At 42.0% G+C, this 23359-nt stretch carries 18 protein-coding genes; 14 read left to right on the top strand and 4 right to left on the bottom strand.

Going from position 1 to position 23359, the window contains the following annotated elements:
• Window positions 1-18 precede the first annotated feature (18 nt).
• The 3 genes from nrdB to ubiG form a co-directional block, all read right to left on the bottom strand.
• Window positions 19-1149, bottom strand: coding sequence for a class Ia ribonucleoside-diphosphate reductase subunit beta (nrdB, locus tag BAE46_RS01205; protein ID WP_006003779.1), 1131 nt, complete (start codon window positions 1147-1149; stop codon window positions 19-21).
• Between the two features lie 117 nt (window positions 1150-1266).
• A complete protein-coding gene (nrdA, locus tag BAE46_RS01200; protein ID WP_006003778.1) occupies window positions 1267-3588 on the bottom strand; it encodes a class 1a ribonucleoside-diphosphate reductase subunit alpha in 2322 nt (773 codons plus the stop codon).
• 456 nt (window positions 3589-4044) lie between these two features.
• On the bottom strand, window positions 4045-4743 hold the full coding sequence (gene ubiG / locus BAE46_RS01195; RefSeq protein ID WP_006003777.1) for a bifunctional 2-polyprenyl-6-hydroxyphenol methylase/3-demethylubiquinol 3-O-methyltransferase UbiG: 699 nt from the start codon (window positions 4741-4743) through the stop codon (window positions 4045-4047).
• A gap of 313 nt (window positions 4744-5056) precedes the next feature.
• Between ubiG and gyrA the strand changes: the two genes are divergently transcribed.
• The 9 genes from gyrA (at window position 5057) to pyrF (ending at window position 15504) form a co-directional block, all read left to right on the top strand.
• Window positions 5057-7741: a DNA topoisomerase (ATP-hydrolyzing) subunit A gene (gene gyrA / locus BAE46_RS01190; RefSeq protein WP_006003773.1), complete on the top strand. Its 2685-nt coding sequence runs from the start codon at window positions 5057-5059 to the stop codon at window positions 7739-7741.
• Between the two features lie 164 nt (window positions 7742-7905).
• On the top strand, window positions 7906-8988 hold the full coding sequence (serC, locus tag BAE46_RS01185) for a 3-phosphoserine/phosphohydroxythreonine transaminase (RefSeq protein WP_006003771.1): 1083 nt from the start codon (window positions 7906-7908) through the stop codon (window positions 8986-8988).
• Between the two features lie 32 nt (window positions 8989-9020).
• Window positions 9021-10328: a 3-phosphoshikimate 1-carboxyvinyltransferase gene (gene aroA, locus BAE46_RS01180; RefSeq protein WP_070111583.1), complete on the top strand. Its 1308-nt coding sequence runs from the start codon at window positions 9021-9023 to the stop codon at window positions 10326-10328.
• Window positions 10329-10421: 93 nt separating this feature from the next.
• Window positions 10422-11108: a (d)CMP kinase gene (gene cmk / locus BAE46_RS01175; RefSeq protein ID WP_070111582.1), complete on the top strand. Its 687-nt coding sequence runs from the start codon at window positions 10422-10424 to the stop codon at window positions 11106-11108.
• A gap of 94 nt (window positions 11109-11202) precedes the next feature.
• Entirely contained in the window at window positions 11203-12876 is a 1674-nt protein-coding gene (gene rpsA, locus BAE46_RS01170; protein ID WP_006003765.1) for a 30S ribosomal protein S1, read from the top strand.
• A gap of 114 nt (window positions 12877-12990) precedes the next feature.
• Complete coding sequence (ihfB, locus tag BAE46_RS01165; RefSeq protein WP_006003763.1) at window positions 12991-13269, top strand: integration host factor subunit beta; 279 nt, start codon at window positions 12991-12993, stop codon at window positions 13267-13269.
• A gap of 60 nt (window positions 13270-13329) precedes the next feature.
• Entirely contained in the window at window positions 13330-13593 is a 264-nt protein-coding gene (locus BAE46_RS01160; RefSeq protein ID WP_006003761.1) for a lipopolysaccharide assembly protein LapA domain-containing protein, read from the top strand.
• Between the two features lie 41 nt (window positions 13594-13634).
• Complete coding sequence (gene lapB / locus BAE46_RS01155) at window positions 13635-14804, top strand: lipopolysaccharide assembly protein LapB (RefSeq protein WP_006003759.1); 1170 nt, start codon at window positions 13635-13637, stop codon at window positions 14802-14804.
• A gap of 1 nt (window position 14805) precedes the next feature.
• On the top strand, window positions 14806-15504 hold the full coding sequence (pyrF, locus tag BAE46_RS01150) for an orotidine-5'-phosphate decarboxylase (protein ID WP_006003757.1): 699 nt from the start codon (window positions 14806-14808) through the stop codon (window positions 15502-15504).
• An 8-nt stretch (window positions 15505-15512) separates the two neighbouring features.
• On the opposite strand, the gene ald is transcribed toward pyrF, so the two are convergent.
• Window positions 15513-16643 carry an alanine dehydrogenase gene (gene ald, locus BAE46_RS01145; protein ID WP_070111581.1) on the bottom strand — a complete coding sequence of 377 codons (1131 nt, stop codon included), beginning with the start codon at window positions 16641-16643 and terminating at the stop codon, window positions 15513-15515.
• A 422-nt stretch (window positions 16644-17065) separates the two neighbouring features.
• On the opposite strand from ald, the gene BAE46_RS01140 reads away from it, so the two are divergent.
• The 5 genes from BAE46_RS01140 to serS are packed head-to-tail and all read left to right on the top strand — an operon-like array spanning window position 17066 to window position 23358.
• The gene (locus BAE46_RS01140; RefSeq protein ID WP_006003752.1) at window positions 17066-19591 is read left to right on the top strand and encodes a DNA translocase FtsK; all 2526 of its coding nucleotides are present in this window, start codon (window positions 17066-17068) and stop codon (window positions 19589-19591) included.
• A 1-nt stretch (window position 19592) separates the two neighbouring features.
• Complete coding sequence (lolA, locus tag BAE46_RS01135) at window positions 19593-20339, top strand: outer membrane lipoprotein periplasmic chaperone LolA (protein ID WP_083256759.1); 747 nt, start codon at window positions 19593-19595, stop codon at window positions 20337-20339.
• Window positions 20336-21667, top strand: a complete 1332-nt coding sequence (locus BAE46_RS01130; RefSeq protein WP_070111580.1) for a replication-associated recombination protein A — start codon at window positions 20336-20338, stop codon at window positions 21665-21667. Before lolA ends, BAE46_RS01130 begins: the two co-directional genes overlap by 4 nt.
• A gap of 3 nt (window positions 21668-21670) precedes the next feature.
• Window positions 21671-22054 carry a fluoride efflux transporter CrcB gene (gene crcB, locus BAE46_RS01125; RefSeq protein WP_070111579.1) on the top strand — a complete coding sequence of 128 codons (384 nt, stop codon included), beginning with the start codon at window positions 21671-21673 and terminating at the stop codon, window positions 22052-22054.
• 8 nt (window positions 22055-22062) lie between these two features.
• Window positions 22063-23358: a serine--tRNA ligase gene (gene serS, locus BAE46_RS01120; RefSeq protein ID WP_070111578.1), complete on the top strand. Its 1296-nt coding sequence runs from the start codon at window positions 22063-22065 to the stop codon at window positions 23356-23358.
• Window position 23359: the final 1 nt, after the last annotated feature.

Raw genomic sequence — 23359 nt, 5'->3', positions numbered from 1 at the left:
AGAAGATGTAGCAATTAATTACAGGTCAAAATCCGTAAAGTCGTCTGAGCTTACTTCGGCATTAATTTGCGATACCAAATAAGAACTCACTTCAACCTCTTGTGGTGCAACCTGCACGTTGTCTGAACTTAAATAGTTGTTCATCCAAGGTAGTGGGTTACTTTTGATTTCAAACTCAGGTTTAAGACCAATGGCAGCCATTCTCTGATTAGCAATAAACTCTACATAACTACTTAAGATCTCTTCGTTTAAGCCTAGCATAGAGCCGTCTTTGAATAGATATTTAGCCCATTCTTTTTCTTGATGAACGGCCGTTAAAAATATTTCTCTTGCCTGATCTTTGCACTCAAGTGCTATCTCTGCCATTTCAGGATCGTCTTTACCTTTTGCCCATAGATTTAATATATGCTGAGTGCTGGTTAAGTGAATATTTTCGTCGCGCGCAATTAAGCGAATAATTTTCGAATTGCCTTCCATTAATTCGCGCTCAGCAAAGGCGAAAGTACACGCAAATGACACATAAAAACGTATCGCTTCTAAGGCGTTAACTGAGTTCATACACAAAAACAGTTTTTTCTTCAGCTCTCGCATAGTAATAACGTGATTTTCACCTTCTACTTCGTACGTGCCTTCGCCTCTTGTTTGAAATAGCTGCGTGGCAAATATTAAATCATCATAATACTTTGAAATATCGGTAGCTCTGCGTTTTATTTCTTCGTTCACAACAATGTCATCAAAAATTTCACTGGGGTCAGAGAATAAGTTACGCAATATGTGTGTGTAGGAACGAGAGTGGATAGTCTCGAAAAAAGACCAGGTCTCGACCCACGTTTCTAACTCAGGTAAAGAAATGATAGGCAAAAATGCAATGTTAGGCGATCTACCTTGTATTGAGTCCAACAAAGTTTGGTATTTCAGGTTCGAAATAAAGATATGCTTTTCGGCATCGCTTAGCTTACCAAAATCGACTCTATCTTTACTGACGTCGACTTCTTCAGGACGCCAAAAAAATGAAATCTGTTTTTCTATTAATTTTTCGAAAATAGGGTGTTTTTGTTGGTCATATCTAGCCACGTTAACTGAATTACCGAAAAACATCGGCTCTATCATGGTGTCGATGGTTTTTTGATTAAAAGTAGTATATCTCATAATAGTCTCAATGATGCCTAGTAGTTAAACATTAAATTTATATCGAATTTAATGGTGTTTACGTAAGGTGTTTTTATTTCGATTAAAGCAACTTAAATAAGCGGCTTTAAAAGTTCCCTATATTTTACAAGCCCCGCCTTCGCAGTCATCATCATCTTCAATAATAACCTCTAAATCTTTGGCATTTTGTTCGTCTATTTCCATCTCAGCGTCAGACTTATCTGAGGCTCCGTCCCTGGTATTGTGATAGTAAAGGGTCTTTATGCCAAGCTTATAGGTGGTTAGTAAGTCTTTTAATAAGACCTTCATCGGCACCATGCCGCCTTCAAACTTACCTGGATCATAACTAGTGTTAGCAGAGATTGTTTGATCAATAAACTTCTGCATTATGGCCACAAGCTGTAAGTATCCATCATTTGAGGGAAGGTCCCACATGAGTTCGTAGTCATTACGCAAACGTTTAAATTCAGGTACTACCTGCTTAAGTATGCCGTCTTTGCTTTGCTTAACGCTAATAAAACCACGCGGTGGCTCAATTCCATTGGTGGCGTTAGAGATTTGTGAAGATGTCTCTGATGGCATTAATGCAGACAAGGTACTGTTACGTAATCCGTGCTTGACTATATCAGCGCGCAATGTATCCCAGTCGTAGTGCAAAGGCTCATCGCAAATTTTATCTACATCTTTCTTGTAGGTATCAATTGGCATTAAGCCTTGTGAATAGGTGGTTTCATTGAACTTAGGGCAAGCGCCTTTCTCTTTTGCTAAGTTATTAGAGGCTTTGAGTAAATAATATTGAATTGCCTCAAATGTTCTATGTACTAGGCCGTTAGCGCTTGAATCTGAATACTTGACCCCATTTTTGGCCAAATAGTAAGCAAAGTTAATTACGCCTATGCCTAAAGTACGACGGCCAATCGTTGCATTCAAGGCTGCGGGAACAGGATAGTCTTGATAATCGAGAAGGCTATCTAATGCACGCACTGATAAATCGGCTAATTCTTCAAGGTCGTCAAGGCTTTTAATCTCCCCTAAATTGAACGCAGATAACGTACACAGCGCTATTTCACCCTCAGGATCATTTATATGCTGCAGCGGCTTAGTGGGCAGTGCAATCTCCAAACACAGGTTACTTTGTCTTACCGGCGCTAACTTTGGATTAAACGGGCTGTGCGTATTACAGTGGTCGACGTTTTGTAAATAAATGCGCCCAGTGTTTGCACGCTCTTGCATAAACTGACTAAATAAATCTATCGCCTTGACGCGTTTCTTACGGATACTGTCGTCATTTTCATATTGCACATACAGGCGCTCAAACTCTTCTTGATCAGCAAAAAAAGCATCATATAAACCCGGCGTGTCTGATGGGCTAAATAAGGTAATGTCACCACCTTTCAACATACGCGTGTACATAAGTTTATTACACTGTACACCGTAATCAAGATGCCTAACGCGGTTTTCTTCAACACCGCGGTTGTTCTTTAACACCAACAGCGATTCAACTTCTAAATGCCAAATGGGATAGAATAGGGTGGCTGCACCGCCGCGAACGCCGCCTTGTGAACAACTCTTTACGGCAGTTTGAAAATGCTTGTAAAACGGAATACAGCCAGTATGAAATGCTTCTCCGCCGCGTATAGGACTGCCAAGTGCTCTTATGCGACCGGCGTTGATACCAATGCCAGCACGCTGACTAACATACTTTACGATGGCACTAGCCGTTGCATTAATAGAATCCAGGCTGTCACCTGCTTCAATAAGCACACACGAACTGAACTGCCTAGTCGGTGTTCTTACGCCAGCCATAATGGGCGTGGGCAACGAGAGCTTAAACATAGAAGAGGCGTCATAAAAGCGCTTAACATAACCTAGGCGCTCGGATTTGTCATATTTTGCAAACAAGCAAGCCGCTACCAGTAGGTATAAAAACTGCGCACTTTCATAGATTTCGCCATTTACGCGATTCTGAACAAGATATTTACCTTCAAGCTGTTTTACAGCGGCATAGCTGAAGTTTAGGTCTCGAGAATGCTCAATGAAATCATTCATGTCATTGAATTCTTGTTCGGTATAGTCTTCTAGCAAATGCTTATCATATTTGCCTTTTTCAACCATTGATTTAACTTGTTTGAAAAGGTGTGGAGGCTCATATTGTCCATAAGCCTTTTTTCGCAAGTGAAAAATGGCTAAGCGCGCGGATAAATATTGGTAGTCAGGCGTTTCAGGACTGATTAAATCAGCGGCCGACTTGATCAATGTCTCATGTATTTCAGCGGTTTTAATGCCGTTATAAAATTGAATCTGCGCTTTTATTTCTACTTGAGAAACGGATACATCCTCTAATCCTCTTGCGGCCCAAGTAACGACTTTGTGAATTTTTTCAAGATCGATTGGTTCTTGTGCCCCGTCTCGTTTGGTGACTAATAAAGTGTTCTTCATTTTTATACTCTATATTTTAACGCGGTTTTGTTTAAAGATATACTAGATAACGACGTGTGAAAAACCGATTAATACACGCATTTTTTTTCATATCTAATTGCGACAAATAAGCCATTTATTTTAGCTATGAAAAATTAAGCCGTTGCTCACGTAACACAAGATAATGTGTTAAAGCTTGGTTTGCAATCACTATATGTAGTGTTTTGCATTAAATAATAGGAAGGTCAAAAAAGTTAGTATTGGCTAACCTAAAACGGTCAATGCAGCAATGGCTTTTATACTTTCAAGTGCTTTGTGTAAATTATTTTTATAGTTGGAATATTTTGTTATATCGATAGAGCTTTTTATTATTATTTGAAATATGACTGTCTTTTATACTTAATGTGGGCTTAGGCGCACTCATTGCCAGTTCACAAGTGCGCTATTTTCTTGCTGTATAAGTCGTGGCTAATTATGCTAGTTTTTACATACAATAAAATAGTTAACATCAACGTTACTATCCGAAAAATAATAACCTTGCGTTAATGGATTGAAGTGCAGCCCAGTCATCATGTCTACGTGCAGCGATGTTTTTTCAATCATACTCACCAGTTCACTCGGTTTTATGAATTTGCTGTGTTCATGGGTCCCTTTTGGCACCATATTGAACAGGTACTCTGCAGCTGCTATCGCCATTACGTACGACTTCACATTTCTATTAATGGTTGAAAATACAACAACACCTCCTGGTTTGACCAGCGTGGCACAAGCCTTTACGACCGAAGCAGGGTTAGGTACATGCTCTAACATTTCTAAACAAGCAACTATGTCATATTGCCCAGCATTTTCAAGCGCCCAGTCTTCTGCGGTTGATAACACATAATCTACCTTTATACCGCTTTCTAATCGATGTAAATTAGCCACATCTAGCGATGCTTTTGCCATATCTAGGCCGGTCACTACGCCTCCTCGCTGTGCTAATGCTTCAGACAATATGCCGCCACCGCAGCCAACGTCTAGAATACGCTTATCAAACAGTCCACCGGACTGCTGCTCTATCAGGTCTACTCGCAGTGGATTAATGTCGTGCAGTGACTTAAATTCGCCGTTGCGATCCCACCAGCTATTGGCCAACTCTGAGAACTTGGCTAATTCATCTACATCTACATTACTCATAATCAAACTTCCTCGAAATGCACAACAATGGTTAAAGTACCGATAATCAATAAAATGTATCACCATAAAATATCTTAAAATAGTGTGAATACAGGAATATTCTAGAGTATTCGCAATTATGCGCTATATAAGCTTATATCTAGTAATCATCATGCTACAGTTTTGGCTAAACTAATGATACTATTAGCCCCCTAATACGTTAATAATAACAAAGTAATCGAAACTCTTAGATACATAGTTGTTTACGAAAATAGACACTATATAGGTACTATCTGGCACAACTCGATATACATAAAAAAGGATCATGCCGTTTATGACTGACAATGCAAATGCAATTTCCCCCATTAATATTGAAGAAGAGTTAAAAAATTCGTATTTAGATTATGCCATGAGTGTAATTGTAGGTCGTGCACTTCCCGACGTCCGTGATGGCCTAAAGCCCGTTCATCGTCGTGTATTGTTTGCCATGAGCGAATTAAAAAACGATTTTAATAAACCCTATAAAAAATCAGCTAGAGTAGTTGGCGATGTAATCGGTAAGTATCATCCCCACGGCGACAGCGCTGTTTATGACACTATTGTTAGAATGGCCCAGACTTTTTCACTGCGTTACATGCTAGTTGACGGTCAAGGTAATTTTGGGTCGGTTGACGGCGATTCAGCTGCAGCAATGCGATATACAGAAATACGTATGTCGAAAATAGCGCATGAATTACTGGCTGACTTAGACAAAGAAACGGTTAATTTCGTGCCTAACTACGATGGTCAAGAACACATACCAGAGGTTTTACCCACTCGCGTACCTAATTTGTTAGTGAATGGGTCATCGGGTATTGCGGTAGGCATGGCAACGAATATACCGCCGCACAATTTAACAGAAGTGGTAAACGGCTGTATTGAACTAATCAAAAATCCCGACATAAGTATTGAAGAGCTTATCGAATTTATTCCAGGGCCTGACTTTCCAACTGCCGCAATAATAAGTGGTCGCGCTGGCATTATAAGCGCTTATAAAACTGGTCGCGGTAAGATATATCTGCGCGCAAAGGCCAATATTGAACAAGAAGAAAATGGTAAAGAAACCATTATTGTGCATGAAATTCCTTATCAGGTTAACAAAGCTCGTCTAATTGAAAAAATGGCCGAGTTGGTTAAAGAGAAGAAAGTGGAGGGAATATCTGCGCTGCGTGATGAGTCTGACAAAGACGGTATGCGCATTGTCATTGAAGTAAAGCGTAACGAATCGGCAGAGGTATTGCTGAACCATTTGTATTCTCAGACTCAATTGCAAACTGTGTTTGGCATCAACATGGTTGCCCTTGATAAAACCCAGCCTAAAATTTTCAACTTAAAAGAAATTTTAGAGCTATTTGTATTACATCGACGTGAGGTGGTTACTCGCCGCACCGTTTATGAGTTAAAAAAAGCCCGCGACCGTGCTCACATATTAGAAGGCCTAGCCATTGCACTAGTAAACATCGACCCAATCATAGCGCTAATAAAGGCATCTGGTAGCCCGGCTGAGGCGAAGAAATCTTTAATTGTTTCAGGCTGGGATTTAGGTGATGTAGCGCAAATGCTTGAAAGAGCAGGTAACGATGCTGCTCGCCCTGATTGGTTGGCCGACGAATACGGAATTAAAGACGGCAAATACTATTTAACCGAAGAACAAGCACAAGCCATACTTGACCTACGCTTGAACAAACTCACCGGTTTAGAACATGACAAAATTCTTGAGGAATATCGTAATCTTATTGAAGTTATTGCTGAATTATTGAAAATTTTAGGCAGCTCTGAACGCTTAATGGAAATAATTACGGAAGAACTTGAGGCAATAAGAGATGAGTTTGGTGATGAACGTAGAACCGAAATTACCGCAGCTAGTCACGATATTGACATTGAAGATCTAATTGAACGTGAAGAAGTCGTGGTTACCTTGTCGCACGAAGGCTATGTAAAGTATCAGAAGCTATCTGATTACGAAGCACAGCGGCGCGGCGGTAAAGGCAAATCTGCCACGAAAATGAAAGACCAAGATTTTATAGAAAAGCTGCTTGTGGCCAATACTCACGATCACATATTATGCTTTTCCACGAGAGGACGCTTATACTGGTTAAAAGTGTATCAGTTACCATTGGCGAGCAGAAATGCGCGCGGTCGTCCCATTGTGAACATTCTTCCTTTAGAAGAAAACGAACGTATCACTGCCATTTTACCCATTAAAGAGTTTGAAGCAGGCAAGTATGTCTTTATGGCTACCGCTAATGGTTCTGTCAAGAAAACAGAGCTTATTCATTACTCACGCCCTCGCGCTAACGGCATAATAGCCGTTAATTTAAATGACGGTGACGAGCTAATTGGCGTCGACTTAACCGACGGTACTTGCGAAATAATGCTATTTTCCAACGCAGGTAAAGTTGTGCGTTTCTCTGAGGACCAAGTGCGTCCTATGGGCAGAACGGCAACCGGTGTGAGGGGCATCCGTATTGCCGATACTGAGCGTGTAGTATCTCTCATTATTCCAAACGCTGACGGTGACATATTAACCGCCACCCAGAACGGCTACGGAAAATGTACAGCAGTATCTGAGTATCCCGCTAAAAATCGTGCCACTAAAGGCGTTGTCTCTATAAAAGTGTCTGAGCGTAACGGCCAGGTAGTGGGTGCGGTGCAAGTGAGCCAAACAGATGAAATAATGCTAATTAGCGATCGCGGTACGCTAGTTAGAACCCGCGTATCTGAGGTTTCTAGAGTAGGACGCAATACTCAAGGTGTCACCTTAATTCGAACCGTTGATGGTGAGCACGTAGTCGGTTTACAAAGAATTGATGAAGTTATTGAAGTAGATTCTACTGTTATAGAGACTGACGAGGACGGCAATGTTATTGAGGCAATTGCAAGTGACGTTGATGTTCAAGTTGGTGCCACTGGCGCTGATGCGGCAGACAATGATAATTTTGAAAACGACAATGGCGAAAGTAGTGAAGATGAAAAATAGTGCGACGTTAAGACGTTTGTGAATAATTAGCATTATAAGAAAGGATGCCATAGAGCCTTATGTAGCTAATGAGTACTGCTAAATAAAGCCCTGAGCAAATAGCCTGGTATTTAACAAAGCAGCGGACACATTAATGTTTGCTGCTTTTTCATGTAGGGGTAACAATGACAATATTCAATTTTTGTGCTGGTCCGGCAATGCTGCCTGCTGCTGTGCTCAAACGCGCGCAAGCGGAACTGCTCAATTGGAATGGCCAAGGCACTTCAGTAATGGAAGTTAGCCACAGAGGAAAACCTTTTATGGCGGTGGCTGAAAAGGCAGAAGCTGATTTACGCACGCTGCTAAATGTGCCAAGTAACTATAAAGTGTTGTTTATGCACGGTGGCGGACGCGGACAGTTTTTTTCAGTGCCTTTAAATTTAGCCAAAAGAGGCAACCTTGCACAACACCTCGTTACCGGTCAGTGGTCTGACATTGCGGTAAAAGAAGCGGCTAAATATATGCAAAGTGAAGTGGTAGCACAGTCCGCTAATGTTGGTGGTAGGGTGTGCGTGCCTTTGCAATCCTCATGGGACATAAACAAGCAAGCGGCTTACTTTCACTACTGTCCGAATGAAACAATAGAAGGTGTCGAGATTAATTGGGTACCTAAAACAGGTAACGTACCGCTTGTTGCTGACATGTCGTCAAATATTTTGTCAAAAAAGATTGACGTGTCTGACTACGGCATAATTTATGCGAGCGCTCAAAAAAATATAGGGCCTTCAGGTTTAGCCGTAGTAATAGTGCGAGAAGATCTGATTGGCCTCGAGCGTAACGATACCCCGGCTATATTTAGCTATAAAGAACAGTCTGCTGCGGGCAGTATGTATAATACACCGCCTACATTTTCATGGTATTTGGCCGGATTAGTGTTTGAATGGCTATTAGATAACGGCGGCATTGCACCAATAGAGGCTGCTAATCTCGTGAAGGCTCAAACCTTGTATAGATGCATCGATAATAGTGACTTATATCGCAACCAGGTCAGCAATGATAATCGCTCTAAAATGAACGTTGTGTTTCAGCTAGGCGACGGTTCGCTCGACTCTGAATTTTTAAAGCAGGCTGAACTATCTGGTCTACAGGCGCTTAAAGGCCACAGAGCGGTAGGCGGTATGCGCGCCAGTATTTACAATGCGATGCCACTTGAAGGCGTGACAGCGCTGGTAGAGTTTATGCAAGAATTTGAACGCACGCACGGCTAATTTGAAGATAGTGTAAGGAAATATGTGATTCTATGGAGCAGCTAACCCTTTCCCCTGTTAAAAAAGTGTCGGGGCACATTCATTTGCCCGGCAGTAAAAGTTTATCTAACCGCGCACTACTATTAGCCGCATTAAGCGAAGGTCAAACGCGTTTATATAACTTACTTGATAGCGACGATATTCGCCACATGCTGAATGCATTAAAAGCATTAGGTGTAGAGTTTACTTTAAGTAACAACAACACCGAATGCGTAGTACAAGGAATTGCTGGTAAATTTTCTCGACATTCACAGCTTTCCTTGTTTCTAGGTAATGCAGGCACTGCTATGCGGCCGCTTTGTGCAGCCTTAGCATTTTCTGACGTGGACGTAATTCTTACCGGCGAGCCTCGCATGGAAGAAAGACCCATTGGTGATCTAGCGAATGAGCTTATTCGAGCAGGCGCTAATATTAGCTATTTGAAAAACGAAGGTTATCCGCCTGTCGCCATCAAAAGCGCACAAATAGACCAAGACACATTTGAAATAGACGGCAGTGTGTCCAGCCAGTTTTTAACCGCACTGTTAATGGCAGCACCATTACTAGCGGGCAGCGTTGCATCTAATAAAGTCACAATACATATTAAAGGCACATTAGTGTCTAAACCATACATCGATATTACGCTAGACTGTATGGCTAAATTCGGTGTAGTGGTGCACAATCAAAATTATCAATCCTTTATTATTTCAGGCCAACATCAATATATAGCGCCCGCATATTTCTTAGTAGAAGGAGACGCTTCTTCCGCCTCTTATTTCTTAGCGGCAGGGGCCATAAAAGGCGGTGAAATAAAAGTATCAGGTATTGGTAGAGCGAGTGTACAAGGCGATATAGGTTTTGCCGACGTGCTTGAAAAAATGGGTGCAACTGTTGTGTGGGAAGACGATAGCATCACTGTTTCCAAAGGACCTAAGGCATTATTAGCGGTAGATATGGACATGAACCATATTCCAGATGCTGCCATGACTATTGCCACCACGGCGCTGTTTGCGAAAGGTACGACCGCCATTCGCAATATTCATAACTGGCGAGTAAAAGAAACCGACCGCTTATTTGCTATGGCCACAGAGCTGCGAAAAGTAGGGGCAGTTGTAACAGAAGGTGACGATTTTATTGAAATTACACCGCCTGCGGTAATCGAACATGCCAGTATAGACACCTATGATGATCATCGCATTGCAATGTGTTTTTCGTTAGTGGCACTAGATGATAAATGTGGCGTAACCATTAACAACCCCAAATGTACCGCCAAAACGTTTCCTGATTACTTTTTGCAATATGCAAAAGTCTGCGAGCGATAATTAAACGCGTATCTACCATAAAAATAATCGTATTTGCACAATGATAAAAGGGGCGTATAATCGCCCCGTTTTCAATTAAGAGGATTGCAGCCCGTGCGAAAAGCCTATGTAGTGACCGTTGATGGCCCAAGTGGGGCTGGCAAAGGGACTTTAAGCAATATGTTAGCCGATGCATATAAATGGCACTTTCTTGACAGCGGAGCAATTTATCGTGTGTTGGCAATTGCTGCTATTCACCATAAAATAGCGCTGGATGATATACATGGCTTACAACCATTAGCCAATGGTCTTGATGTTACTTTTAGCGTAACCGACAAAGGTAATAGGGTTATTTTAGAGGGTGAGGACGTATCAGATGATATTCGTTCAGAAGAAGTGGGTAGTACAGCCTCACAAATAGCGTCAATCCCTATGATTCGAGAAGCCTTATTAAAAAGGCAGCGCGCGTTTGCGCAGTTGCCTGGCCTAGTGGCAGACGGCAGAGATATGGGCACAGTGGTGTTTCCTGAGGCCGTGGCCAAGATATTCTTAACCGCTAGTGCACAAAGTAGAGCACAACGTCGATATGAACAGTTGAAAGCAATGGGCCAAGATGTTAAAATAACGCGCCTTTTGATGGATATACAAGCAAGAGATGAGCGCGATTTAAACAGACCTACCGCGCCCTTGGTTGCCGCAAAATATGCGCTAGAAATAGATTCTACCGCATTAGGTATAGCGCAAGTATTTGAAATAGCTAAAGCTTTTATAGATTCTAAAATATTTAGTGAGAGCGAATAAATGCATTTAATTAACTGAATTTAGGATGAATTCAGTATATTTAATAACCCCGTCATTTCAGGATTGAATGGTCGGTTTAACTTAGAATGTGAATATGACTGAAAATTTTGCAGACCTTTTTGAAGAAAGCCTACAGCAAATAGAAACGCGCCCAGGCGCGATTGTTAGAGGTACCGTAGTATCAATCGATAAAGACATAGTGCTTGTAGACGCTGGCCTTAAGTCAGAAAGCGCCATTCCTATCGAACAATTTAAAGCAGCTGATGGTTCATTAGAAGTTGCTGTTGGCGATACTATAGACGTTGCTCTAGATGCAGTAGAAGACGGTTTCGGTGAAACTATCCTATCTCGTGAAAAAGCCAAACGCCATGAAGCGTGGGTTGAGCTTGAAAAAGCATACGACGAGAAAGCAACTATCAAAGGCGTTATTAACGGAAAAGTTAAAGGCGGCTTTACAGTTGAAGTTAACACTGTTCGTGCATTCTTACCGGGTTCTTTAGTTGATGTACGCCCTGTACGTGAAACTACGCACCTTGAAGGTAAAGAGTTAGAATTTAAAGTAATCAAGTTAGATGCTAAGCGTAACAACGTGGTTGTTTCACGCCGTGCTGTAATTGAAGCGGAAAGCAGTGCAGAACGCGATCAATTATTGTCTAACTTGGAAGAAGGTGATGAAGTTAAAGGTATCGTTAAGAACTTAACAGACTACGGCGCATTCGTAGACCTAGGCGGTGTAGACGGACTACTTCACATTACCGATATGGCTTGGAAACGTGTTAAGCACCCGAGTGAAATCGTCAATGTTGGTGACGAAATCAACGTTAAAGTACTTAAGTTTGACAAAGATAAGTCTAGAGTTTCATTAGGTATGAAGCAAATGGGCAGCGACCCATGGCAAGAAATTGCACATCGTTATCCAGAAGGCGCGAAACTTAGTGGTGCAGTAACTAATCTTACTGATTATGGTTGTTTCGTAGAGATTGAAGACGGTGTTGAAGGTCTTGTTCACGTATCTGAAATGGATTGGACAAATAAGAACATTCACCCATCTAAAGTCGTTAACCTAGGCGACGTTGTGAATGTAATGGTACTTGAGATAGACGAAGAACGTCGTCGTATTTCATTAGGCCTTAAGCAGTGCATCGACAATCCTTGGGAAACCTTTGCTAAGTCGCACGAAAAAGGCGATAAAGTATCAGGTAAGATTAAATCAATTACCGACTTCGGTATATTCATTGGTCTTGACGGCGGTATCGACGGTCTTGTTCACTTATCTGACATATCGTGGCAGAAACAAGGTGAAGAAGCAGTTCGTGAATATAAGAAAGGCGACGAAATCAGTGCGGTTGTACTGCAGGTTGACCCAGAACGCGAACGTATATCTTTAGGCGTTAAGCAAATTGATGAAGATCCGTTCAATAAGTATCTGACAGATATAAAGAAAGGTGCTATTGTTAATGGAATTGTAATTGAAGCCGACGCTAAAGGTGTAACGGTTAACTTAGCAGAAGAAGTTGACGGCTTTATTAGAATTGGTGACCTGGCTCGTGAAAGAGTGGAAGATGCTAGTGAAATCGTAAAAGTGGGTGATACCATTGAAGCGAAATATACAGGCGTTGATCGTAAGAATCGTGTAATTACTTTGTCGGTTAAAGCGAAAGATCAAGCGGATGAGAAAGATGCTCTTGATAAAGTGAATAACCAACCTGAAGATGCAGGCTTTGCAAGTGCAATGGCTGAAGCATTTAAAGCCGCTAAAGGCGAATAATTGCTCTGTTTGGAGCGGCATCTTAGCCGCTCCATTATTACTTCTAATACTACTTTCCTCTATGTTCCCAATACTCATTACACAAATAGTCATATCATTACTGGAGTATTACTAGTGACCAAATCGGAACTAATTGAGCGTTTATCTATACACACCAAAGATCTACAAGGCAAAGAGCTTGAAGACTCGGTAAAAGAACTTTTAGAGCAAATGGCACAAACTTTACAGAGGGGAGAGCGCATTGAGATCCGCGGGTTTGGCAGCTTTTCCTTACATTATCGCGCACCAAGAGTAGGACGTAATCCAAAAACAGGCGAAAACGTGAAGTTGTCAGGTAAGCATGTACCTCATTTCAAAGCAGGTAAAGAGCTACGCGATAGAGTCGATCTTTAGTAATAGAATTGGCTATAAGCCCCATATAAAACAAGTCGTTAAAAATAACATAGGAAATTTATGAAAGGAATTATCCTTCTTATTATTGCAATTATTTTTACTATGATTGCCGTGCTTGTAGGCTTTCAAAACTCAGAAATAGTCACGATTAATTATTTAATTGCGCAAATAAACATGCGCATATCAATACTTATGCTGGTGTGTATTGGTATTGGTTTTTTCTTGGGTTTTTCTACGATTTTAACTAAATACTTAGCATTGAATGTGCGCTTTGCGACAATGAAACGTCGCTTGGAAAAGTTAGCTATCGACAAATCAGCGTAAGTGACGTGCCTAAATGATATTCCTTATAAGATGCCCATAAAATGATTGAGTGGTTATTCTTACTACTGCCCGTCGCAGCCGCTTATGGTTGGGTAATGGGTAGAAATAGTCTGCGCAGTGCACAGCGCAAGCAATCTTCTATCATGTCTAATCACTACTACAAAGGCTTAAACTTCTTATTATCAGATGAACCTGACAAAGCAGTCGACACCTTAATGAAAATGATAAGTGTTAATAATGACACTATTGAAACTCATATCGCCATGGGCAATTTTTTCCGGCACAGAGGAGAGCTAGATCGGGCGATAAGAGTGCATCAAAATCTTATTAGTCGAGATGAGATTTCTAAAAAACAAGAAGCTTTAGCCTTGGTTGAACTAGGGACAGATTACTTGCTCGCTGGTTTTTTAGAGCGTGCCGAAGGCGTGTTTATTCAGCTATTGGAAAACGACCGACATTTTGGGGTTGCTCAGCAAAAATTATTCAGTATTTATCAGGTAACAAAAGAGTGGAATAAAGCGGTTGAACTGGCTAGCAGAAGCTTAAAAATTACGCCCAATGATGAACATCTTTATCTACTTCTTTCACATTTTTACTGTGAACAAGCATTAAGTCAGGTTGAAGACGGTCTTCTTGACGATGCGCAAAACACGCTTAAAAAAGCGGTTATGGTTGAAGGCAAGCAGGTTCGGGCATGGCTTGAACTTGGCAAATTGGCAATAAAAAGAGAAGATTACAATCAAGCCATGGATTATTTATCTGAGATCCCAAAACGCGATCTCGACTGGTTAAGCGAAGCCATTCCACTGCTTGAAATTAGTGCCAGTAAAACAGAAGGTTGGGATAAGCTAGAGAAATTACTTGAGCCATACTGGCAAAAATGCGCATCTTCCTATATAGCGAAAGTAAATATTATCGCTCGCAAAGGCGAAATAGAACCAGCTGTTGATACTTTATTAAAACAGTTAAAAAACCACCCTACTATGCGTGGTTTTAAAACATTGTTGTCGCTTTACCGTAAAATGTTGAGTGATGAACGAACTCGCACCAGCATCGATCACTTAAACGAGCTTATTGATAAACAAATTGCTCAGCGACCCAAGTATCGCTGTCAAAGCTGTGGCTTTGCTGGACGTCGCTTATATTGGCTTTGCCCGTCATGTAAAAAATGGTCGGTCATTAAACCCATTAAAGGACTCGATGGAGAATAGAATGTCAAACTGTACTTCCTCTGTTATTGTTGCCTTAGATTTTGATAATATTGATTCTGCAAAATTGCTTGTTAAACAGTTATCCCCAGAGCACTGTCGTTTAAAAGTTGGGAAAGAAATGTTTACTATGTTTGGTCCTGACTGGGTTAAATATTTGAACGGTCAAGGGTTTGATATATTTTTAGACTTAAAATTTCACGATATTCCTAGTACCGTTGCAAAAGCAGTTAAAGCAGCAGGGCAGATGGGTGTATGGATGGTGAATGTGCATGCGAGCGGCGGTAAAGACATGATTGAAGCGGCAAAAGAAGCGGCTCTAAAATCGAATAGGCCGCCGCTGTTAACGGCGGTAACCGTACTCACCAGTATGGATGAACGTCAATTCTCTGAAGTTTATGATGGCTCTGATATCACAGGTAAAGTGCTTTCTCTAGCGAGTCTGGCACAACATGCTGGGGCGGATGGCGTTGTATGCTCGGCTATAGAGGCTAATATTCTTCGCAGTAGGCTTAGCAAAGATTTTCGCTTAGTTACCCCAGGCATAAGGCCTATGGGCAGTAGCAAGGATGATCAAAATCGCATAATGACACCAGCTCAGGCAATGAGTGCAGGCGTTGATTATCTAGTAATAGGCAGACCAATCACTAAGGCACTTGAGCCAGCATTAACTTTAGCTGAGATAAATGCCTCAATAAAGTAGCTAGTTATTTACATCGCAATAGCTTGTAGTGCCGGGCAGTACGTTAGATTTAGCTGGCTCCCCAAAGCATCAACGACTGCTTTATACGTGACTAAGCCCTTATGCACGTTAAGCCCATTAAGCAGATGCTGATCATCTAACATGGCTTGCTTCAGGCCTTTGTTAGCCAATGCTAAACCAAAAGGCAGGGTTGCATTGTTCAGGGCAATAGTAGACGTGCGCGCTACTCCACCTGGCATATTGGCAACGCAATAATGAACAACGTCATCAATAATATAGACGGGGTCTTGATGAGTAGTTGCTTTGGATGTCTCAAAACACCCACCTTGGTCAATAGCCACATCTACTAGCACCGAACCCGGTTTCATTTTTTTAATATGCTGCGCGTTTAATAATTTAGGCGCTGTTGCTCCAGGTACTAACACCGCGCCTATAATGAGGTCCGCTCTGGATGAATAATAGTCTATGGCATCTTCTGTAGAGTATACTGTTCTTATTTGTGAGCTAAATATGTCATCAAGTTCACGTAGTCTAGGCAGTGAGCGGTCAAGAACAGTGACATCGGCACCTAAGCCTACAGCCATTTTAGCGGCGTTTGTGCCTACTACGCCACCGCCGATAATGAGTACTTTACCAGAGGCAACTCCGGGCACTCCGCCTAACAACGTACCGCTACCCCCGTGGGACTTTTCTAAATAATGCGCGCCCGCCTGAACCGACATGCGGCCGGCCACTTCACTCATTGGTGCCAGCAGCGGCAGTCCGCCAAATCTGTCAGTGACGGTCTCGTAGGCTATGCAACTGGCTTTTGAATCAACGAGCAGTTGAGTCTGCACTGGATCGGGCGCTAGATGCAGATATGTGTATAATATTTGTCCCTCGCGCAGCATGTTGCATTCATTTGGCTGGGGCTCTTTTACCTTAACAATCATTTCAGCTTTTGTAAAAACAGCCTCAGCGCTGCTCATAATAGTGGCACCAGCGCTTTCATAAAGCTCATCAGTAAAACCTATTGCGCTGCCCGCGCCGGATTCTATTAATACACTGTGCCCATGGCTAATAAACTCTTTTACGGCCGCGGTAGTTAAACCCACCCTGTATTCGTGATTTTTAATCTCTTTTGGTACACCTACAATCATTAAATTTCCCAATATGTTCAACAGAGTTGAATTGTAATATAACTGTAGATAATAAAACATCAAAACTTCTGTTGATATATTTGAGTAATTTTCGGTAACGATATAGAAGTACTAAGATATCAAGCTTATCACATGGTTTAAGCTACGATCAGCGGGTTACTCAAAGCTCTCGTGGCAGATATGTCAAACTACCGAAGCCCCTTGATGAACCCTCGTTGCGTCTGCTTAAGGTAAGTAAGTCAAGAACCTAAGTAATGATGAATGAGGTAAAGCATACCTCAAATATAAAAGTTAATTTAAAATAGGTTTTGGCTGTTTAGCGTAGGTGATTATGCTAACCTTAAGCTTAATTTTTTTGGGAGTATTTTATATAAGTACCTGCAAAAAAGAATAAATATCACGTTGAGAATAGAATACTAAATATGGCACGCTTATCAGGAATTCAGCGAGTAATGGAAGTTGGCATGATGATTTCATGTGCATTTTCATTTTTCTTGTTACTGTCGCTCGCTTATTTTCATCCCAGTGACCCGGGGTGGAGCCAAGCTGGCATGCAGATAGACGTACAAAACTTAATGGGCCCTGTAGGCGCTTACCTCGCAGATATTTTACTTTTTACTTTTGGCGTTACCGCCTATCTTGTGCCTTTTGCTCTTGCCTTTGTAGGATGGTTCATATTCTTACACATTAAAAGCGTTGTTGAACTTGACTACCTTACTATCACGCTAAGGTTAGTAGGGATCATTTTGCTTGTGTTTGGTTTTACCGGCATTGCCAGCATCAATTTTGATGATTTTTATCGAGTGTCAGCAGGTGGCGCAATGGGCGATATTATTAGTGATGCTTTACTGCCTTATTTTAGTTTCGTGGGGACTGTTCTTCTTCTTCTGTGTTTTTTCTTAACGGGTTGTACTTTAGCAACTGGCATTTCTTGGTTTCAATTTATTGATTCCATTGGCGCTAGTGTCATCTATACGGGCAAAATGTTAATTACTTTACCATCAAAACTGTCAACCTTGTCGTTGCCCGATTTACGAAAAAGCATCGGTAAGCCCAAGGATGACGACTTCTATGACTCACCCAATCAAGATATACACATTACAAGCCTGCGCGCCGAGCCGCCTGCACCTGAGAAGAAAGCACCTACGTTTACTATCCCTGCAGAAATCTTTGATGATCTTGCTGAACCCACTTCGACTCTCTTTACCAAAAGCAATATTAAAGCTAACGTCACTCAAGCCAACGCAGCAAGGACTGCAGCAGCGAATAGCGATTCAACACAACAGGGCAGGGTAGATGCTCTAGCGCCCAGAGAATCCTTGTTAGATGATGAGTCTTCAACTGCTAATGTTCCTTTAGGCTGTGAAGATCTTTCTGCCAATGCAAAGGCCCCAGTGCATGCAGAACCACCGTTAGCCAGCAGCGAATCTTTGCCAGTTGATACTCCAAAAGCACTGCTACCATCGTTTGATTTACTGCAGCGGGCAGACAAAGTTGAAAATCCTATAACACCAGAAGAACTTCAGGGAATTGCGCGCCTGTTGGAAGCAAAACTAGCCGACTTTAATATTCAGGCAACCGTAGTAGATGTACTTCCTGGACCAGTAATTACAAGGTTTGAACTTGATTTAGCCCCAGGAATTAAGGTAAGTAAAATTACAACCTTAGCCAAAGACTTAGCGCGCGCAATGTCGGCTATTTCGGTGCGAGTAGTGGAAGTAATACCGGGGAAATCGGTTATTGGACTAGAGTTACCCAATACACATCGAGAAATGGTGAGACTGAGTGAAGTCATTGGCTGCGCTGCGTTTCAAGATAATCCATCACCTTTAACTATGGTTTTAGGCGCGGATATTAGCGGAGAACCTGTTATAGTTGATTTAGCAAGCATGCCGCATTTGCTTGTAGCAGGTACAACAGGTTCGGGTAAATCTGTCGGCGTAAACGTCATGATTTTAAGCCTATTGTATAAATCGACACCAGAAGATGTTCGTTTAATCATGATCGATCCTAAAATGCTTGAACTATCGGTATATGAGGGAATTCCACATTTATTAACCGGAGTCGTTACCGACATGAAAGAAGCGTCAAACGCGCTACGTTGGTGTGTGGGTGAAATGGAGCGCAGGTATAGACTTATGTCAGCCCTTGGCGTGCGCAACTTAAAAGGATACAATCGTAAAGTAAAACTGGCTAAAGAAGCTGGACAGCCTATTCTTGACCCTTTATGGAAGTTTGAAGAAAGTATGGAAACGCGGGCGCCAGAGCTTGAAAAGTTACCCTCTATTGTGGTCATCATAGATGAATTTGCCGACATGATGATGATAGTGGGCAAGAAAGTAGAAGAGCTCATCGCCAGAATAGCGCAAAAAGCCCGTGCAGCAGGCATTCATTTAATATTAGCGACTCAGCGCCCCTCTGTTGACGTTATCACCGGCTTAATAAAAGCGAACATTCCTACACGCATTGCTTTTCAAGTCTCAAGCAAAATTGACTCTCGTACCATTTTAGACCAGCAGGGTGCTGAATCACTGCTGGGTATGGGCGACATGCTTTATAATCCGCCGGGCAGCAGCATTACCACGCGGGTTCATGGTGCTTTTGTTGATGATCATGAAGTACATGCTGTAGTAGCCGATTGGAAAGCACGCGGCGCGCCTAACTATATAGATGAGATTTTAAACGGTGATGCTACGGGCGATATATTATTGCCAGGCGAACTGGCCGAAAAAAACACAGATGAAGAATACGACGCTGTTTATGACCATGCGCTTGAGTTTGTGACTGAAACCAGAAAGGTCTCAATCTCCAGTATTCAGCGAAAATTTAGAATTGGTTACAATAGAGCCGCCAGAATTGTTGAACAATTAGAGCAAAATGGCGTCGTAAGTACAGCTGGCCACAATGGCAATCGAGAGGTCTTAGCACCTCCGCCACGTAAGGATTAATATGATAAAACGTCACCTAGTTTATCCGCTTATATTACTAAGCGGAATGAGTTTTTCACTGCATTGTGAGCAGTTAAGTGTGAATAATATTCTTGTAGCGCAACGTGCTCAGTCTGAGAACAGCGTAAGGTTGCCCACTAATTCCCCGATACTCAAAATTGTGAGTGAGCAAGGCAGTAAAGAGGATAAGGCAAGTTTACGCAGTTTATTAAGTCAATTCTCCACGCTTAAGGGCACGTTTACTCAAACCATAGTAGACATGCAAGGCGAAGAACTACAAAGCGCTAGTGGTGAACTATTTCTGCAAAAACCACAGAAGCTTAGATGGTCGGTGCAAGCCCCAGACGAGTCTTTACTTATCGCAGATGGTAAATCAGTGTATAACCTAGACCCTTTTCTGGAACAAGTCACTATTGTGGACCAAGCGGCACTCACCCAAAGCAACCCCCTCATGCTGTTGATAAGTGATGAGCAGCAGCAATGGGATCAAGTATCGGTAGTAAAGCAAGAAAATACTTATACGATTGTGTCGTTAACCGACAACTCTCCTATTAATAAACTAATTTTACGTTTTGATGCACAAAATAAGCTTACATCATTAGTGTCTTACGATCGTCAGCAACAGGCTAATCTTCTTGATTTTAGCGATGTAGTGTTAAATCAACATGTTTCAAATGACGACTTTAGGTTTAGTACCAATGAAGGCTGGATAATAGATGATCAGCGTGAGCAACCGCAAAGTAAATGAATAATAAACGTCCTCTAGCTGATTTACTGCGTCCAGCTAGCTTGAAAGATTACGTTGGGCAAACTCACTTACTGGGTGAAAGTGGGCCAATAAGGCATCTGTGCGAACGCCAGCAACTATGCTCAATGATATTGTGGGGACCGCCTGGCTGTGGCAAAACATCTCTAGTTAATTTATTAAAAGAATATTGGCAACTACCTGTGCTGTATTTGTCGGCGATAAGCAGTGGTATTAAGGATATTAAAGCGCTGGTGTCAACTACCGAAAATGATTTATTTAAGCAGCAAAAAATTGTGTTTGTAGACGAAATTCATCGCTTTAATAAGGCCCAGCAAGACGCATTTTTACCGTATGTTGAAAATGGCGATATAGTACTTATCGGGGCCTCCACCGAAAACCCTGCTTTTTCTATTAATTCAGCATTACTGTCAAGAATGCGCGTATTTACTTTACGCGCTTTAACAAAGGATGACTTAGCAGAGCTGATGGATAGAGCCTTAAGCTTTTTAAATGAACAACGCGAGCGAACAAATAACTCCGAAGTTGCTATTGATGAGCCAGCAAAGCAATTACTTATAAATGCAAGCGGTGGCGATGCCCGCCGTTTATTGAGCAACATTGAAGTAGCGCTAAGCTTATTGCCAAACAGTGCTAATGAGACGGGCTTAGAGCAAACTAAACTCGTGCTCAGTAAAAGCATAGCAGAAACTGCTTGTGGTGAACAAGTGGGTAGTTTTGACAAACAAGGTGACGCCTATTACGATACTCTATCGGCTTTTCATAAGTCAGTAAGAGGTTCTTCAGTTGACGGTAGCTTATTCTGGTTTGCTCGTTTGCTATTAGCCTCTACCGATATTGTACCTATATGTCGCAGACTATTGGCTATTGCAAGTGAAGACATTGGCAATGCCGATCCTAAAGCACTGCAGGTATGTCTTAACGCATGGGACGTTTACCACCGTGTAGGCAAAAGTGAAGGAGAACGCGCGGTGGCACAAGCGGTAATATATTGCGCTTTAGCGCCGAAAAGTAATGCGGTATATGCTGCATTTACACAAGCCAAATTATTAGCCAAGCAACATGCCGATGCCCCAGTGCCGTTTCATCTAAGAAATTCAACCAGCAGCATTACCAAAGATTTAGGGCACGGCAAGGCCTATCAGTATGCCCATAACTACGAATATGCCTTCACACCACAGCAAACTTATTTACCTGATGAGGTAGAGATGACTAGTCTCTATCAGCCAAGTGACCGTGGATTTGAAAAGCAGTTAGCACAAAAGATTGCGTTTTTAGCATCGTTAACTACAGGTACAACTAAGAGTTAATTCATGTCTGCCATAAATACTTACCTTATTATTGCTTGCGGCGGTGCTATTGGCGCATGCTTACGTTATTTTCTCACCCAAGAAAGCATAAAGCTATTGGGGAAAGGCTTTCCGTTTGGTACTCTTGCGGTCAATGTCATCGGTTCATTCGCATTGGGGTGTTTATACATGTGGATTGAGCAAGAACAACGAGAAATATCAGATAGTTTACGTTTGTTTCTAGGCGTAGGTTTATTAGGTGCCCTAACCACTTTCTCAACATTTTCGTACGATACTTTGCTATTACTTCAGCAAAGTGAGTACATCAAAGCTCTATTAAATATATTGTTGAACGTCGGCCTATGCATAGTTGGTGTATGGCTGGCGGTATTATTTGTAAAAGGATAGGATGATTCATGTTAGACCCACGATTGCTACGAAATAACATCAACGAAGTTGCCCAACAGCTTGCTAAGCGCGGTTATGCATTAGATGTACAAAAATACAGTGAGCTTGAAGCCAAACGCAAACAGCTACAAATATCGACAGAGTCATTTCAAAATGAACGTACTGTTCGCTCAAAAGCTATTGGTAAGGCAAAAGCATCAGGACAAGACATTGCACCTTTGCTAGCTGTGGTGTCTCAATTAGCATCTGACTTAGAAAATGCCAAAATAGCGCTAGTTGACGTGCAAAACGCACTAAATGAGTTTTACCAAGAAATGCCAAACATTCCAGAAAGCGAAGTGCCGTTTGGAGAAAATGAAAATGACAATCAGCAGGTGTCAGTCTGGGGCGAGCCACGCACGTTTGATTTTAAAGTGCGTGATCATGCAGATATTGGCGTTCATCTTAACAAGGGCTTAGATTTTGAAACAGCTGCGAAGCTTACCGGGAGCCGCTTCGTAGTGATGAATGGACAAATCGCGCGCCTGCACCGTGCTATTGGCCAGTTTATGCTAGATCTGCACACCCAGGAACATGGTTACCACGAAGTGTATGTTCCTTTGCTTGTAAATTCAGACAGTTTATACGGTACCGGCCAGCTGCCTAAGTTTGGAGAAGATTTGTTTCATACTAAACCAGCAACCGAAGAAGGTCATGGCCTGTCGCTTATTCCCACGGCAGAAGTGCCATTGACCAATATTGCCCGTGATCGCATTTTTGATGCCAGCGAACTGCCCCTTAAAATGACCGCACACACGCCTTGCTTTAGAAGTGAAGCAGGCTCTTACGGCCGCGATACTCGCGGCCTAATTAGACAGCATCAGTTTGACAAAGTAGAACTCGTTCAAATGGTGTTACCTGGTGAGAGTATGCAAGCTTTAGAAGATCTAACAGGCCATGCTGAAGTTATTTTACGCAAGCTCAATTTACCCTATCGTAAAATGTTATTGTGCACTGGCGATATGGGCTTTGGTTCATGTAAAACCTATGATTTAGAAGTATGGCTACCAGCCCAGAAAACGTATCGCGAAATATCTTCTTGCTCCAGCATGGGCGACTTTCAAGCCAGAAGAATGCAGGCCAGATACAAGTCTGCAGATATGAAAAAACCAGAATTATTACACACACTAAACGGATCCGGCCTTGCGGTAGGCAGAACCTTAGTCGCCGTGTTAGAAAACTATCAGCAAGCTGATGGAAGCGTTACCGTTCCACAAGCTTTAGTACCATACATGAACGGTGTTACGAGCATTAGCCCGCAATAAG

Origin of the sequence: Glaciecola punicea (assembly GCF_001756615.1) — a bacterium.
GTDB classification, from domain to species: domain Bacteria; phylum Pseudomonadota; class Gammaproteobacteria; order Enterobacterales; family Alteromonadaceae; genus Glaciecola; species Glaciecola punicea.
Note: the sequence above shows the minus strand (reverse complement) of the source record. Positions and strands in the feature narration are given on the sequence as shown.

Coding starts and splice junctions, on each gene's coding strand:
- rpsA (WP_006003765.1), top strand. CDS start 11,203: ATGACTGAAAATTTTGCAGACCTTTTTGAAGAAAGCCTACAGCAAATA.
- serS (WP_070111578.1), top strand. CDS start 22,063: ATGTTAGACCCACGATTGCTACGAAATAACATCAACGAAGTTGCCCAA.
- lapB (WP_006003759.1), top strand. CDS start 13,635: ATGATTGAGTGGTTATTCTTACTACTGCCCGTCGCAGCCGCTTATGGT.
- pyrF (WP_006003757.1), top strand. CDS start 14,806: ATGTCAAACTGTACTTCCTCTGTTATTGTTGCCTTAGATTTTGATAAT.
- gyrA (WP_006003773.1), top strand. CDS start 5,057: ATGACTGACAATGCAAATGCAATTTCCCCCATTAATATTGAAGAAGAG.
- nrdB (WP_006003779.1), bottom strand. CDS start 1,149: ATGAGATATACTACTTTTAATCAAAAAACCATCGACACCATGATAGAG.
- BAE46_RS01140 (WP_006003752.1), top strand. CDS start 17,066: ATGGCACGCTTATCAGGAATTCAGCGAGTAATGGAAGTTGGCATGATG.
- ubiG (WP_006003777.1), bottom strand. CDS start 4,743: ATGAGTAATGTAGATGTAGATGAATTAGCCAAGTTCTCAGAGTTGGCC.
- serC (WP_006003771.1), top strand. CDS start 7,906: ATGACAATATTCAATTTTTGTGCTGGTCCGGCAATGCTGCCTGCTGCT.
- aroA (WP_070111583.1), top strand. CDS start 9,021: ATGGAGCAGCTAACCCTTTCCCCTGTTAAAAAAGTGTCGGGGCACATT.
- BAE46_RS01130 (WP_070111580.1), top strand. CDS start 20,336: ATGAATAATAAACGTCCTCTAGCTGATTTACTGCGTCCAGCTAGCTTG.
- nrdA (WP_006003778.1), bottom strand. CDS start 3,588: ATGAAGAACACTTTATTAGTCACCAAACGAGACGGGGCACAAGAACCA.
- crcB (WP_070111579.1), top strand. CDS start 21,671: ATGTCTGCCATAAATACTTACCTTATTATTGCTTGCGGCGGTGCTATT.
- BAE46_RS01160 (WP_006003761.1), top strand. CDS start 13,330: ATGAAAGGAATTATCCTTCTTATTATTGCAATTATTTTTACTATGATT.
- lolA (WP_083256759.1), top strand. CDS start 19,593: ATGATAAAACGTCACCTAGTTTATCCGCTTATATTACTAAGCGGAATG.
- ald (WP_070111581.1), bottom strand. CDS start 16,643: ATGATTGTAGGTGTACCAAAAGAGATTAAAAATCACGAATACAGGGTG.